Origin of the sequence: Terrilactibacillus laevilacticus, from assembly GCF_006517395.1 — a bacterium.
In the GTDB taxonomy this organism is placed as follows: Bacteria; Bacillota; Bacilli; order Bacillales; family Sporolactobacillaceae; genus Terrilactibacillus; species Terrilactibacillus laevilacticus.
Genome location: NZ_VDCY01000008.1, coordinates 22,189 through 37,707, shown reverse-complemented (window position 1 = coordinate 37,707; position 15,519 = coordinate 22,189). Strand labels below are relative to the sequence as shown.

General features: G+C 36.8%; 12 protein-coding genes. 2 read left to right on the top strand and 10 right to left on the bottom strand.

All coding sequences use genetic code 11. The annotated features are described in order from the left end of the window. Positions 1-11 precede the first annotated feature (11 nt). From FG390_RS10275 to FG390_RS10265, 3 genes are all read right to left on the bottom strand, one after another. On the bottom strand, positions 12-1,388 hold the full coding sequence (locus tag FG390_RS10275; RefSeq protein WP_141190949.1) for an RsmF rRNA methyltransferase first C-terminal domain-containing protein: 1,377 nt from the start codon (positions 1,386-1,388) through the stop codon (positions 12-14). Between the two features lie 260 nt (positions 1,389-1,648). Continuing rightward, positions 1,649-3,385, bottom strand: coding sequence for an adenine deaminase (ade, locus tag FG390_RS10270; RefSeq protein ID WP_246092821.1), 1,737 nt, complete (start codon positions 3,383-3,385; stop codon positions 1,649-1,651). A 344-nt stretch (positions 3,386-3,729) separates the two neighbouring features. Continuing rightward, the gene (locus tag FG390_RS10265) at positions 3,730-5,529 is read right to left on the bottom strand and encodes a M3 family oligoendopeptidase (protein ID WP_141190947.1); all 1,800 of its coding nucleotides are present in this window, start codon (positions 5,527-5,529) and stop codon (positions 3,730-3,732) included. Positions 5,530-6,007: 478 nt separating this feature from the next. Between FG390_RS10265 and FG390_RS10260 the strand changes: the two genes are divergently transcribed. Then, positions 6,008-6,478 carry a low molecular weight protein-tyrosine-phosphatase gene (locus FG390_RS10260; protein WP_141190946.1) on the top strand — a complete coding sequence of 157 codons (471 nt, stop codon included), beginning with the start codon at positions 6,008-6,010 and terminating at the stop codon, positions 6,476-6,478. Between the two features lie 102 nt (positions 6,479-6,580). On the opposite strand, the gene FG390_RS10255 is transcribed toward FG390_RS10260, so the two are convergent. Next, complete coding sequence (locus FG390_RS10255; RefSeq protein WP_141190945.1) at positions 6,581-7,474, bottom strand: LysR family transcriptional regulator; 894 nt, start codon at positions 7,472-7,474, stop codon at positions 6,581-6,583. A gap of 423 nt (positions 7,475-7,897) precedes the next feature. Between FG390_RS10255 and FG390_RS10250 the strand changes: the two genes are divergently transcribed. After that, entirely contained in the window at positions 7,898-9,172 is a 1,275-nt protein-coding gene (locus FG390_RS10250; protein ID WP_141190944.1) for an aspartate aminotransferase family protein, read from the top strand. Between the two features lie 141 nt (positions 9,173-9,313). Here the strand turns inward: FG390_RS10250 and FG390_RS10245 are convergent, their stop codons facing one another. The 6 genes from FG390_RS10245 to FG390_RS10220 form a co-directional block, all read right to left on the bottom strand. Then, the gene (locus tag FG390_RS10245) at positions 9,314-10,039 is read right to left on the bottom strand and encodes an amino acid ABC transporter ATP-binding protein (protein ID WP_141190943.1); all 726 of its coding nucleotides are present in this window, start codon (positions 10,037-10,039) and stop codon (positions 9,314-9,316) included. Next, positions 10,032-10,697, bottom strand: a complete 666-nt coding sequence (locus tag FG390_RS10240; protein ID WP_281279708.1) for an amino acid ABC transporter permease — start codon at positions 10,695-10,697, stop codon at positions 10,032-10,034. Before FG390_RS10240 ends, FG390_RS10245 begins: the two co-directional genes overlap by 8 nt. 158 nt (positions 10,698-10,855) lie before the next feature. Beyond that, positions 10,856-11,623, bottom strand: a complete 768-nt coding sequence (locus FG390_RS10235; protein ID WP_141190942.1) for a transporter substrate-binding domain-containing protein — start codon at positions 11,621-11,623, stop codon at positions 10,856-10,858. Between the two features lie 13 nt (positions 11,624-11,636). Next, positions 11,637-13,322, bottom strand: coding sequence for a M20/M25/M40 family metallo-hydrolase (locus tag FG390_RS10230; protein WP_141190941.1), 1,686 nt, complete (start codon positions 13,320-13,322; stop codon positions 11,637-11,639). A gap of 57 nt (positions 13,323-13,379) precedes the next feature. Then, positions 13,380-14,369 (bottom strand): dimethylarginine dimethylaminohydrolase family protein, encoded by a 990-nt coding sequence (locus FG390_RS10225; protein WP_141190940.1) that lies wholly within the window; start codon positions 14,367-14,369, stop codon positions 13,380-13,382. Between the two features lie 315 nt (positions 14,370-14,684). Next, a complete protein-coding gene (locus FG390_RS10220; protein WP_181406460.1) occupies positions 14,685-15,395 on the bottom strand; it encodes an ATP-binding cassette domain-containing protein in 711 nt (236 codons plus the stop codon). Between the last annotated feature and the right edge of the window lie 124 nt (positions 15,396-15,519).

Sequence of the window (15,519 nt, the reverse complement as noted above, 5' to 3'; positions counted from 1 at the left end):
ACTGTCTCGTTTTAATTTGAGCGTCTACGTAATCCTTTAGGATAGAAATTTTTCAGTATTCCATTAGCAATTTTTCCCCAACCAATCGGATAGTGATCTACTGTCACAATCGTCCATCCTTTGTCCAAATTAGATGGTAATGTTTCTCCTCTTAAATAAGATTCCCACTCTTTATCAGTTGAAGAGAGGTTTAGTTTCTGTTTGAAATAAGATGGATCTAGGCCAAGAGCAAGAGCATGATTTGGTTCAAAGCGCTGCTTTTTTTGCTCACCAATATGCAAACCTGTTCTGACAACTCTTAATCCAGTGAAATCAGGGAAATCTTTTGGAATCGAAAACAAATGATTTTTCATAAAAAATAGTGTCCCTGGGACTGAAGTCGTTAAACACTCCTTTTCAAATGAATAGAAATCTTTCAATTCATATTTTTTGGCTGTTTGAGTAAATGTTTGACTATTATTTTCAGATTGAGTTGATGTATGAGCTTTTTTACATGTAGCAATAAAATGTCCTTCCCCTTGAACATGGTGTGGCCAGAGTCTTGCCGTTTTTATGAGATCCTTTCGATGTGATAGAGACCAATCGGGATTTCCGTCAGTCATTCCGCCTTTCTTCTGGATAGGAAGTAATTCTATATCAGGATGATGGTCTAAAAAATGTTCTATGGACTGCTCATTTTCTTCTGCAGAAAAAGTACAAGTCGAATAAACAAGAATACCACCGGGTTTTAGCATCTTATAAGCGTGATCTAAAATCTCTTTTTGCATGCTAGCACAGTGCTTCACATGTTCAACACTCCAATATTTTATCGCTTCTGGATCTTTACGAAACATCCCTTCACCAGAACATGGCGCATCAACCAAAATTTTATCGAAATAACCGGCAAAACGTTTAGCCAATCTTTCAGGTTTTTCATTTGTAACTAAAGCATTGGTTACCCCGCAACGTTCAATATTCTCAGAAAGTGCTTTAGCACGTTTAGCATTAATCTCATTGGCCATGAGAAATCCTTGGTTTTTCATAGCTCCTGCAATTTGGGTTGTTTTTCCTCCTGGGGCAGCACAAAGATCTAAAATCCGTTCGAAAGGCTTGGCATCAAGGCAGTCAGCAACCGCCATCGCACTCGGTTCTTGTATATAATATAATCCTGCTTGATGGTAGGGATGCTTGCCAGGTTCATCCTCTGGTTCATAGTAGAATCCGGTATCACAAAATGGAACAGGTTTAAGATGAAAAGGGGCGAGTTGAGCGAATAGTTCATGATTTATTTTTAATGGATTAATGCGTAATCCATGAAATCTTGGTTTTTCATATGTAGCGAAAAAAGCATTAGATTCATCGTTTAGCATATGACTGATGCGTTCGATGAACAATTTTGGTAACGACAATAAGAAAATCTCCTCTCAAATTAGATTAACTTCATCATCTTATTATAATGAAATGAGAATGACTTTGAAAGATCACTAAAGAAAACTTGCCGATTGCGGGGCTTATAAGGCGTAAACAGTGGCCTAGAATGTGTCACTACGGCTTCACCTTCGCGACAACTCGATGCTTAATGCTTCTAATTTGTCACCTTTTTGAACGCGCAATTAAAGTGTAAAAAAGACTCCCGGAAGAGTTCGGGAGTCTACTAGTATAGGTCGCTTTAATTATCTGATAGATTAATATGTTGAAAGGTTTTAACATTAAATAATCCACAATCTGTCAATTTGAGATCTGGAATGACCGGCAAACTTAAGAAAGATAGGGTCAAGAAAGGATTAAATTCATCAGATGCACCAATCGATTGAAGAGCTTCATGAATCACCTGTAATTTGTGATTAACATCAAGAGCAGACTTATCGGAAATGAGACCGGCAATAGGAAGAGAGAGCTCGGCTAAGACCTCACCATTTTGCACGACGACGAGGCCACCGTGAATGTCTTTTAATCTATTTGCAGCGGTAATCATATCTTCATCATTTGTACCCGCCATAACGAGATTATGAGAGTCATGAGCGATGGTTGTGGCAATAGCTCCAGATTTGATTTTAAATCCTTTTACAATCCCAAGACCGATATTTCCAGTCCCTTGATGTCGTTCAATCACAGCTATTTTTAATAGATCAAGATCCGTGGAAAAGAAAAAACGATCATCTATCGTAGGAACGGGTATATGAAGGTGTTTGGTCACTAAACTGTTCGGGATGATTTCGATAACATGCGCGAGACGATCTGTCAGTTTAATTTCAAAGTCGGAGGAGACTAATTCGGGCAGTTTTAGGTGACTAATCACATTATCATCATTTATTTTCCGAACACTGTTATTAATCATTTTTCCATTTTCTGCGATATGCTCACCTTTTTGAAAGACTGATTGAATCGTAAATGTTTCTAAATCGTCAAGAATAAGGAGATTCGCCTCGTATCCAGGAGCGATGGCCCCTTTTTGATGAAGACCATAACATTCTGCTGCATTAATTGAGGCTAGTTGGATACTTGTAATCGGATCAAGTCCTTCTTGAATAGCGAGACGAACATTATGATCAACACTGCCTTCATTAATTAAATCGTCTGTATGTTTATCATCCGTACAGAAAAGAAAACGCCTTGAATTCCGTTCATTAACAAGTCCAATTAAAGCTTTTAGATCTTTAGCCACAGATCCTTCTCTAATTAAGACATGCATGCCGCGTGATAGCCTAGCTTTTGCTTCATCTTGGTTAACACATTCATGATCCGTTCGGATACCCGCTGCTTTATATACATTTATCGCATGTTCATCTAGCCCAGCTGCGTGGCCATCAATGCATGTTGTATAATTTTTTGTTAAAAGTAATTTGTCGGTCATTTGATCTTCGGCGTTTAACACAGCAGGATAATCCATGACTTCAGCAAGACCGAGAACATTTGGATGCTCAAAGAAAGGTTCAAGGTTTTTTGCTTGTAAAGTTGCTCCGTTATGTTCAAAAGCCGTTGCTGGAACAGAAGACGGCAGCATCACAAAAATATCCATTGGTACATGCTCGGCGTCGTTAAGCATAAATTGTATTCCTTTTTCCCCGAATACATTGGCTATTTCGTGAGGATCTGTTATGACTGTTGTTACTCCGTGAGGAATGAGAACGTTAGAAAACTCTGTTGGAGTCAGCATAGATGATTCAATATGTACATGTCCGTCAATAAGAGCAGGCGAAATGAATTTGCCTTTAGCATCAATTGTTTCTCTTCCTTCAAAAGAACCAATACCTGATATATATCCATCACATATAGCAATATCACCATCGATGATTTCCCCGCTAAACACGTCAACGATCTTGCCATTTTTAATGACTATATCGGCTTTCTTTCTCTTACTTGCTACATCAATTTGATTTTTAAGTGATGATTTGCTCTGTGTCAAAAGTATCAACTCCCCTAATCCTAAATTTATTCCATTCTGACTATTATAATAATTTTTGATCATTATATGCTTACAGTAGCAGGAAAGTCAATGAAAGAGAAAGGATTTAGTATAGCTTAAAAGTAAAAGCTATTTTCGCAAAATATTGTTGGTTTAGCTAGTATTTTGAAGAAGCATGAGACGGAGCAGGACAAATAAATTTGTCCGAAAAGTGTCTCTTATTCGAGAAAAGTGTCACGCTAACGCCTTACTACTAGCCAAAAACAACGAATCACAATCTCTTAGAAAAGAGCCAAAATAAAAAACCAAGGAACAAAATACGATTCCTTGGTTAGCATAATCAATTAATCTTTTGTCAATTCAAGGAAATCATTGACATCTTTAATAGCATAATCAACGGCAGATTGCCAAAAATCCGGCTTAGTTAAGTCTACTTTTAAATGTTTTTCAGCGAGTTCTTCAACGGTCATCCGTCCTGTGTCTCTTAGCAAGGCATCGTATTTGTCTGCAAATGTTGCACCTTCTTCTAATGCTTTTACATAAATCCCGGTGCTAAAGAGATAACCAAAGGTGTAAGGGAAGTTGTAGAAAGGCACATCTGTAATATAAAAATGTAACTTAGATTGCCAGAAGGCTGGATGATAGGAAGATAGGGCATCACAATAAGCTTCTTTTTGAGCTGTTAACATCAGTTCATTTAAACGATCAATACCTACGATACCTTGTTTTCTTTCTTCATAGAATCGAGTTTCAAATAAGAAACGGGCATGAATATTCATAAAGAAGGCTATACTGCGACCAAGTTTTTCATCCAAGAAGGATATCTGTTCTTCTTTGGTTTTAGCAGCAGCTTGTGCCGCATCACTGACAATCATTTCAGCGAAGGTCGATGCTGTTTCCGCCACGTTCATCGCATAATGTTGCGTTAGATAAGGCAAATCATTCATGACAGATTGATGATAAGCATGACCGAGCTCATGAGCGAGTGTTGATATGTTCGATGCCGTTCCACTAAACGTCATAAATATCCGTGATTCTTCAGATAAAGGAAAACTTGTACAGAAACCTCCGGGACGTTTTCCATTGCGGTCTTCGGCTTCAATCCAGCGATTCTTGATGGCATGTTCAGCAAATTTAGCCATATTAGGATTAAATTTATGGAAATGCTCAATGATAAAATTAGCCGATTCTTCATAAGTAACCTTTTTGCTTGATGTGGCGACTGGAGCATCGACATCAAACCAAGCTAATTTTTCTAAACCAAGCAATTTGGCTTTTCGATCAAGATACTTAACAAAATGTGATTTATTATCTGTAATGACTTGCCACATGGTTTCAAGCGTTTTGTCAGACATACGATTGTAACTAAGAGGCTCTTTTAAGACTTTTTCCCAGCCTCTTTCTTTGTACGTTTGAAGTCTAAAGCCAGCAAGATGGTTAAGAGAAGCTGAACAAAAATCGTCTTGTGAGTGCCAGGCTTTTTCCCAAGCAGCAAAAGCGGCTTTTCGAATGTCTCGATTCGAATCATCAATTAAATTAGCCAGCTGACCTACAGAGAGGTCTTTTTTACCGTCAACAGGATGATCGAATGGTATGGATATATTACTAACGATGGTGTCATATAAAGTTCCCCAGCCATGATATCCATCAATCGAAAGACTACTGATGATTTTTTCTTGATCGGCAGAAAGTCTTTCTTTAGCTTTTTGACGACTTTCATTTAAATAGAAGGAGATTGATTGCATGTCAGGGTCACTTATGAACGTTTTCCATACATCACTTGGAAATTCATTGTATTTACTTTCTAGAAGTGTTGAACAAGCTTCAAATTGGGCAGCCGTTGCTTGAATGGCAGCAAATAACTGACTTGCTTTATCATCTTTCATATTTTGAGCGGTTAAACATTCAAGAAAGGCATAACCTTCAATTAGTCGTTTATACAGAGCTTCGTATTTATGTATGATGTCTTTCCATAGCGTTGTTTCACCGTCAGTATTTGGTGCATGTGTCTCTGTTAATGTGTTTTGAAATTGATTTAGGTCTTCATTTAATTGTTTTAGAAAAGAAGCAAAAGCCTTTGAATGACTGCCACCTTCAAAGATGGTCTCTAAATTCCATGTTTGATCAAGCGTTTCATTAATCATTCATTCATCCCCTTTGTAGTATAAATATTTCATATATTTTTCCATCTTCTATTGTATCAAAACTCATCTTAATAATGCATGGAAAACACCACCGATAATGTGATAAACTTTCTACAAGAGTCAAAAGGTCGTTTAAGTATTGTTATTCAGGCTGATTGAAATTTATTTTAATTAACTTTAAGTACATGTTCAAAAAGGTGACAAACGAAAGGGGTTACTGGCTAAGTACGCTGGCATCCTGCAAGAAACGCCAGTACTAGCCCGTCCTGGGCGTCGGAGGCAAAGAGCGGCAGTTCCCGAGGACCAGCATTCCACATGATGTGGTAGCTTCAGGCGCCAGCCAAAGGACGTGAGCGATTTTAGCCAGCGATCCTCTTGTATCCACTACATGAGGACCGGAAAAACAAGTGGGCGCCGAGATTCGCACTATCATTTGGTGACTTTTTGAACAACCTCTAAGAATGGGTGTGAGAATTTTATGATAAAAGTTTTATTTGTATGCCTAGGAAACATTTGTCGTTCACCGATGGCAGAAGCTGTTTTTCGAGATAAAGTACATCATGCTGGGCTAAACCAGAAAATTGAAGTTGACTCAGCAGGGACTGGAGATTGGCACATTGGTCATCCACCACATGAAGGAACTCGGAAGAAATTAGACGATATTGGTATCTCCTACGAAGGCATGAAAGGACGTCAAATTCGTTTGCAGGATTTCATAGATTTTGACTACATTATTGCCATGGATGAAAGCAATCAACGTGACATCGAAGACTTAATGGATCATTCAGGTCAAGCAAAAGTGATACGTTTCATGAGCTTACTTGAAGATAAGCCATCAAAAAGTGTGCCAGATCCGTATTATACAGGTAATTTTGATGAAGTTTATGATTTAGTTAATAAAGGAACCGAAGCCTTGCTTCAAATGATTATTGATGAACATTTAAAATAATAGACTAAAAAAGAGAGTTTACACTTTAACATGAGCTCTCTTTTTTTGTATTTTAATTGGTAGATCTAAGCGATTTACAAACATCAAAAGTAGAATAGAACGTTATATACTATGAATTCTTTCCCAGTTACTTTTGATAATCTCAATTAAACGTCTTACTTTTTTGAAACTCAATTTTTCTTCCGCAATGATGAGCGAGGTTTGAATATTGACAGGTGCATGATTGACCTTTATTTCAAATAAAATTCCGGATTGTAATTCTTTCTTGACTAAATTACGACTAATAAGTCCAATTCCAATATTATTAACAACCGCACTTTTCACAGCTTCTAGACTACTAAATTCAATGATATTATCAGTAGGGATATTGGCTTCTTTTATAAAGGTTTGAATACTATCATCAAAAGGTCCATCGATTTCATATTTAATAAAAGGATAATTGGCTAATAGAGTTTCAGGATCTTCCTCGGACCCAAGTTCTTTTGAGGCAATCAAAACCAAATCCTCATATTCTGATAATACGATATTAGAGATCCCACCTTTATCTAATTGGCCTGAGATGATTCCTATATCATACAAATTACTTTCCATACCCTCAATAACTTTATTGCTATGACATGATACGAGTCTAATATTGACCTTAGGATAATCGTTTAAAAACTCTCTGATAATATAAGGGAAGTAGTGGGTGCAGAACGTTTCTGATGCCGCGATAATAATTTTACCACCTTTATGCATCTCATTCTGAATGAGTTCCTGATCCATTTCTTCAATTAAATGAAAAATTTGGTCTGCATAATCTTGAACAATTTTGCCTGAAGAGGTCAAGAAAGTTTGTTTTCCAATTCGAAAGAAGAGAGATTTTCCTAGCTCGTTTTCTAGAGATTGAATTTGGGAGGTGACGGTTGGTTGCGTAAAATTCAACTCTTTAGCTGCTTTTGTAAAATTTAGGTGCTTTGCTGCGACTTGAAAGGTTTTTAGATTTCGAAGTTCCATTTTTACCTCTTCATTCGTTATAGTGCGTGTTCAAAAAGATGACAAATTAGAAGCAAGAAGATCAAGGCGGCGCTGTTTTGAGGACCGGAATGTAGGTTTTTACTACATGAGGACCGGAAAAACAAGCGGGCGCCGAGATTCGTAGCTTATCATTTGGTGACTTTTTGAACAACCTCTTATAGTTATACATAATTATAATATTCATAAATTTTTTACACAAGGGTGGTTAAGTTATTTATTTTAGCTATACATGTTATAAGAAGAGTCAATTTTTCTTATTTTCATATCTATGATAACGTTAAATTAACGTACAAAATATTCAGAATTAGAACATGTTGGCTATGTCCCAATCGATTCTCTTATGGGAATAAATCTATAGTTTGAAGTTTGGTCATATAGCCTGGATTTTAGGGAGGAAATAGAATGGTAGAACGTTCACTTTACGAGAGAGCAAATGCAATCTTTCCTCCTGTAGCTAACCGTGCAACTTCTCTTGGCATTGTAAAAGGAGAAGGGGTTTATCTATGGGACGAAGAAGGAAAAGAGTATCTTGATTTTGCAAGTGGTGTAGCTGTAACGAATGTTGGTCACAATCATCCGTATGTCGTTCAAAAAGTCGTAGAACAGTGTCAAACTTTGATTCATGGCGGACATAATGTGGTTTATTACCCGACTTATGTTGAACTCGGTGAGAAATTGATCGAAGCGGTTGATCCAAATTATAAAGTCTATTTCTCAAATAGTGGGGCTGAAGCGAACGAAGCAGCTATCAAATTGGCTAAGCAAGTTACGAAACGACCAGGAATCATTTCATTTAAAAGGAGTTTTCATGGTCGAACCCTTGCAACAACGACACTTACTGCCTCTAACTCTGGTTATAGACAAAACTATGAGGGACTACTCCCAAGTGTTTATTATGCAGACTATCCATATGCTACGCGTTCAGGTTTAAATGAGGAAGATGAAGTTAAGAGATGTATCGGTGTTCTAGATGACATTTTCCATTGTTTAATTGCACCAGAGCAAGTTTCAAGCATTATTGTGGAACCCATGCAAGGTGAAGGGGGCTATGTTGTTGCTCCTAAGGCTTTCATTAAACATTTGCGTAAAGTTTGTGATGAACATGGGATTCTTCTTATTTTTGATGAAGTTCAAACAGGATTTGGTCGAACGGGGAAATTATTTGCCTATGAACATTTTGATGTAAAACCAGATATCCTTACTTTAGCGAAAGGGATTGCTAACGGCTTTCCGCTTAGTGCCATTGTTGCAAAAGGAGAACTTATGGATGCGTGGACACAGGGAACTCATGGAGGAACCTTCGGCGGTAACCCAGTAGCATGTGCCTCTGCCCTTGCGGTGCTAGAGTTATTGCAAGATAAATACATTGACAACGCCAAAAAAATGGGTGAATACTTTGTTCAAGAACTGACGCAGTTAAAAGAAAAATATGACGAAATCCTTGAAATTAGAGGACTAGGCTTAATGATTGGTGTTGAGTTCGTCACTAAAACAGGTGAACCAAATGCGGATTTAGTTAAAAAAATCATAAGTAAAGCTTTGAAAAAAGGACTTATCTTATTAAATTGCGGTGTTGATAAAAATGTCATTCGATTTATTCCACCGCTTATTGTGAAAGAAGAAGACATTAATAAGGCTATAACCATTTTCTCGGAATGTCTTGAAGAACAACTGTGATATATTGAATTTTAACTCGGTTCTTTTTCTGTTTTGGTTATAAAAAAACAGGCTCATCAACATTTTAACTTTCGACTGAATAAAGAGGCGGATCATGACACATTTACTTGTTCATGATCCGCCTCTTTTTTTAAAAACTAATTATAACACTTTCTCTAAAAAGTCTTTTGCTCGATCTGTTTTCGGATGACTAAAAAATTCTTCCGGTGATGCAACTTCAAGAATCTGACCTTGATCCATAAAAATCACCTTATCGGCAACCATTCTCGCAAAGCCCATTTCATGAGTAACAACAGCCATTGTCATCCCTTGCTTGGCCAAATCCATCATAACATCAAGCACTTCTTTCACCATTTCAGGGTCGAGTGCAGAGGTTGGCTCGTCAAATAAGAGATATTCAGGTTCCATAGCGAGAGCTCTTGCTATCGCTACCCGTTGTTTTTGGCCTCCAGAAAGACGGCTAGGATAGGCTTCTGCTTTTTCAGATAATCCGACTCTCTTTAGTAACTCTTCAGCTTTTTGAACAGCTTCTTGCTTCGTTTTGTTTTTGACTTTAACCGGTGCGTAAGTCAAGTTTTCTAGAACGGTTTTATGAGGGAATAAGTGAAAATGTTGAAAAACCATGCCCACTTTTTCCCTTATTTTGATCATGTTACGATTATTTATCGTCGTCACATTTTGATCATCAATAAAGATATGACCTTGTGTTGGCGTTTCGAGTAAATTGATGCAGCGCAATAACGTTGATTTACCAGATCCAGAAGGACCGATAATAGCAACAACGTCACCTTTTTTAATCTCTAATGAAATGTCTTTAAGTACCTCGTTATTCCCAAATGATTTGTGTAACTGTTCGACTTTAATCACTTCTGCTCATCCTCCTCTCAAAGAGACGTCCAAGAATCGTTAAGATCATGACCAAGATATAATAAACGACAAAAGAGACGATTAACGGCGGAAAATACAAACTGTTTTCTGCTGCTACGACTTGTGCCCGGCGCATGAGATCAAGGACACCGATCGTTGAGACAATCGCAGATTCTTTAGTTAATGTAATAAACTCGTTCATCATCGCTGGTAAAATCTTTTTAATGGCTTGAGGCAAGATAATGTCTTTCATCATAGCACCATAAGGAACCCCTAAAGCACCAGCGGCTTCAAACTGTCCTTTGTCCACAGCGTTAATACCTGAACGAATAATTTCAGACATATAGGCTCCAGAGTTAAAACCGAATGTAATAACAGCAGCTAGAAAAGCAGATATATCATAGCCTATGAGCTGAGGTGTAGCGAAATAGACAATCGTAAGTTGAAGAATTAAAGGGGTACCACGAAAAATGGATGTGTAAAAATCAGCTAGCCAAGCTAAAATCTTAATCCTTCCTATTTTACATAAGGATAAAAGAATGCCTAAGATCATACCAGAAATAGCAGATACGAGAGCTATTTCTAAAGTCGTCCATACCCCGTTAACAATATAAGGGATTGAGTGGGCAATTAATGAGAATCCACTAAAAATATCCAAATTGGAACCTCCTTTTTTGAAATAACAAATTATGATAAATAAAGAAAGTGAAACATCAACCAGATAAAATATTAGGGGGGACTATATTGTCCCCCCAGGGTTTTTGCCTCATCTTTACGTTCTCACGGGTGAAACTCAACCTAAAATAATGCTACTAATTATTTAGAGAACCATTTTTTAACGAGCTCGTCCATTTTTCCGTTTTCTTTCATTTTCTTGATTTCTTTGTTGAAGTCTTCTCTAATTTTGCTGTCTTTAGGGAAGGCTATAGCTGTTGGATAATCTGGTTGATCAGGTACATAGAATGATGTTAAATTTTTATTTTGTTTGAGGTAACCAAGAGCAACCGTATCAACAGAGAATACGGCATCTAAACGACCCGTTTTTAATTCTTCAACTAATTCATTTAACTTGTTTAATTTTTCAAATTTCATGCCAAGTTTCTTTTGTTTATTGACTGATTCAGCTAATTTTTCTTGAGTAGATCCTAATTGGAGACCTACTTTCTTACCTTTAAGATCTTCAATTGTTTTAATGTTTTTGTCTTTACTTGTCACAACGACTTGCTTAATTTGATGATAGCCATCTGAGAAATCAACACTTTTCTTTCTTTCAGGGGTTGGAAGCATCCCTGCGATAACAAAATCGGCACGTTTACTATTTAAGGCAGCGATTAGACCACTGAACTCCATGTCTTTAATTTTTAGATCATAGCCAAGTTGTTTTGAGATGTATTTAGCGACATCAATATCGAAACCAGAAATGGAGTTGTTGCTACTTTTACTGTCAACAAATTCGAATGGAGGATAGTCCGCACTTGTTGCCATGGTTAACGTTTTCTTTTTAGAATCACCATCACTAGATGATCCACATGCGGATAATAAAACTAACATGAGTGCAGTACAAATTAAAATAAGCTTTTTCAAAAGAAACACTCCTCTATTTTTTTGTATTATAACTTAAAGAGTTAATACCCTTCAATGTTGTATTTGTGATTTCCTGTATTAACATTGGGAGAACATGGAATGAGTAAGGCTTATAGACTCTCTCGGTCCACTGATGGGCGTCTTTTCCATAAACACCAATATTAATAGATGGGATGTTTAAATGATGAATCAGATCCAATGGAAGTTGATATAAATGATCCCAAACAGGAATATTCATTTTTAAATCTTCAGCATCATCTTCAGTCCCATTCATGGAAAGATAGCTGCTGTCTGAAAGATATGGGAAAAACTTCTTGATGGCAAAAGATTCATTCGTTTCATTTGCAATTTTGTCAATGGCGTGTTCAAGAATCAGTCTGCATTGTCTTTGATCATCGACATGATCTTCCAAATAATTATGTGGGCAATAAGGAGGCCCAAAGAAGACAATGACTTTAGGCTGCTTATCATGATCAAGTTGCTCAAGTGCATCTACAATATGAAAACAAACGTCACGAATGTCTGCATCCGGATATTGACTAACAGTCGCTTTAACAACTGAATCGACGTCAATGCCTTGAGATTTAATATGATTAATATAATGATCATATCCGTAAACCTTGATATTCCAATCCGTTTGATCATCTATGAGAGCACTATTTGCAAGAAATCGTTTATATTGAGATCCAAGATAAAGTTTAACTTCTTCGCATGATTGCTTGGCCACATGAATTAATTTTTCCAATACCTCACTTGGAGAAGCTTCATATAAAAAATAGTTAAAATACAGATGAGACTTTCCGGCTGTTTGGACATTGTAAAATTCTTTTTGATCTCGTTGAAAGAGACATGATGGTGGTAAGACAGTTTCATTCGGTATCGACTCGGCAAAGTCCATATTATTGTTAAGATGATCATTAATACGACTCGCAATTAATGTTGGATCAACACCTGTTAGTGTTTGTCCAACGTGAGCTTCGCGGCCCTTGATATAAAAACATCCGAGTAATTTACCTGCATTGCCTGTGTAAATATAGCGATTCGGATCATTTGGATAGAGAGGGCTATTAAAGTCACTGTTAATAGCCATTGCGTAATGTAATTTTTCTTCAATTCTTAAACGATTAAGTTCTTTTGTAGCTTCAATGACACCTGTATGTTGGTTTTCTTCAACCGGATTAAACATGACTAAAATATTTCCGTTTAACTCTTCTCTTCTTTCTGAATAAGACAACAAATTAACAAGATGAACAGCGATGCCGCTTTTCATGTCGAGCGCCCCTCGACCAAATAACCATTCACCAGTCGAGGCGTCTTGTTTAACTTCAGGGTCTTGATCATACACCCTAAAATATTGTTCCAGCTCATTTGATTGAAAAGCAGATGTCTTTAAACTTCCAAAATCGTCTATGCCCACAGTATCCATATGCGCATGGTATATAACTGTTTTATCATTTTTTGATTTGCTTCTTAATAAAGCAAAGACATTTTGTCTTCCGAGTGGATCATCTTGAAGCTGCTGCGTCCATACTTTACTTGGATTTTCTTTAAAGTAAGGGAATGAGCGTAATATTTTTTCAATCGTTTTGGCTAAATCAACTTCACCAGAAGTCCCATTGATACTTGAAATATTAACGAGCGAGCGAGTTAGAAATTCAATTTTATTTGAGAAAGAAAGATCTTTAATATGTTCATACATCTTGATACGCTCCTTCATTCAGGTGGTATAGAGACATGTGCAGGTGTCTTTTTCTCTTTATATATCGTCTCTATCTAGCACCAATGTTGAACAGTGAAGCCCTCCACCCATTGCATTAATCTCATTAATATTGATCGGAATAACCTCAATATTGTTTTCTTGTAACTTTTTCATGGTCGATTGACCTTTTTCAGAAAATAGCACTTTTCCTGGTGACAAGCATAAACAGTTATTGGTTAGTGGGGGATCATTAGGGTCCGTGATAATGAGTTTAATTCCACGATCTTGCAATAATTCCAAAAACCAATGAGGAAGATTTGTTATGTCGACTAAGGCTTTATCTCGATCAACCATCATAAACGTTTCATCTAGATGAATTAAATGAGCAGGCAGGTCGACAACAATTAGTTCCATGCCTTGCCAAGATAATATATCTCTTAATTGATTGATTCCTTCTTGGTTCACGCGAATGGATCGTCCAACAATGGCTGTTTTTGCATCTAATACAGCAAAACTGCCGCCTTCTGCATAGCCATTGCCTTGAATAGATGCTAGGACAGGCATACCAATTCTTGCAGCTGTTCTAAGGGCAAGCCGTGTTTCCCCGTATCTAAATTTAAAAGCGAAACGAGTTAAAATTAAACCACCAGGAACGACCATGCCGACATCTCTTGCAAAGAGTTTGTTTGTGATTAATTTGCCATCATCTTCAAGTTCAATCACTTCAATCCCTTCTGCTTTTAATATGCTGACCATCTTATCATGCTGTGCTTGCATTAAAGCTAAATCTGGCGCTGTTTCATGAAGACAATAACTTACAATTTCACCATCATCGTCTCTAAGAATGAGAGCTTCAGCCTTGGGATCAAATTTTGCATTTTGAAGAGCATGAACTTCTTTATCGGGGCGGTGAACAAGGATTTTTCTTATTTTACCTACAGAATTGGTTACGCCCCAATTATTGTCCCAAAACTTTTCTAGTAGTCCTTTGTCTGAAGCGGGTTCTTTAACAAAATTTTCGCCTAAAAATTCATGTAACCTAGACAAAATACTGGCTCCTTTCGATTTCTTTCACACACACCTAACATTGACTGAATCGTTAAAATCTTTATAAATTTATCATATTGGATATTGAGTGTGAATAAAAATTGTAATTTTAAATAGTATATATTTAAATATCTAATCAAAGATAAAAATGACCGTGGATTCCATTCACTGATTTATAGACTGCACCTGCTTTATTTATTCATATAATTGGGTTTATGTATAAAAGAGAGAGGGAACTAAATGTATAAAAAGGGACAAAAAAAGAGACAACCTTTTGATGATAAGTCATTAGTTTGTCCCAAGGGTTAATTAAAATTAACTTAAATGAGTATAAGCATCATTAATAGTTGTTTGATGGGTTAAATTAAAGAGGTCCGGCACGGTACCATCATAAATCAATGAGCCTTTTTGTAATAAGAGCACATGGCTATTCATTCTTACTTCTTCTTCAAGTGACGTAGCCATCACGATGGTTGTTCCAAAAGAAGAAGCAAGGTCCTTTAAATAATTCCAAATCCTTTTATTTAAAACAGGATTAATACCATAGGTCGGTTCATCTAATAATAATAAAGAAGGTCTGTGTAGCAATGAAATAGCGAGCGATAGGGATCGCTTCATATCATTTGTATATTGAGAGACCAAAGTATGGGAATGTCCCCATAGTTCAACTAGACTAAGCAACTCTTTAATTCGGACTTGAGTGGTTTTATGCGGTAATTGATAAAGTCTAGAATAATAAGTCATATGCTCTTTTGCATTTAAAAATGGATATAAGCCACCTGTTTGAGGCATGAATCCCATTTTTTGTATTAAGTATAGTTTTTCAATAGGTTGGTCATTACAAGATATTGTTCCTTCTTGCAAAGGACAATATCCAGCTAATGTGTTCAATAACAATGACTTTCCAGAACCCGATGGACCGTAGATGCACGTTATTGTCCCCTTGTGAATGGAAAAAGAGATATGGTGAAGAATAGGCCTGCTTCGTTTTTTAAGTGAAATGTTATTAACGTCTATGTAAGCCACCCGCGCACGTCCTTTCTGTCCTAATAGCATTTTAGCACTATTTAGTAATTGATTGAATGCCTTTTATCCTCATATTCGCAAGTATTTTGAACAAAATAGGAAAGTGACCTTTATTGTCACAGAA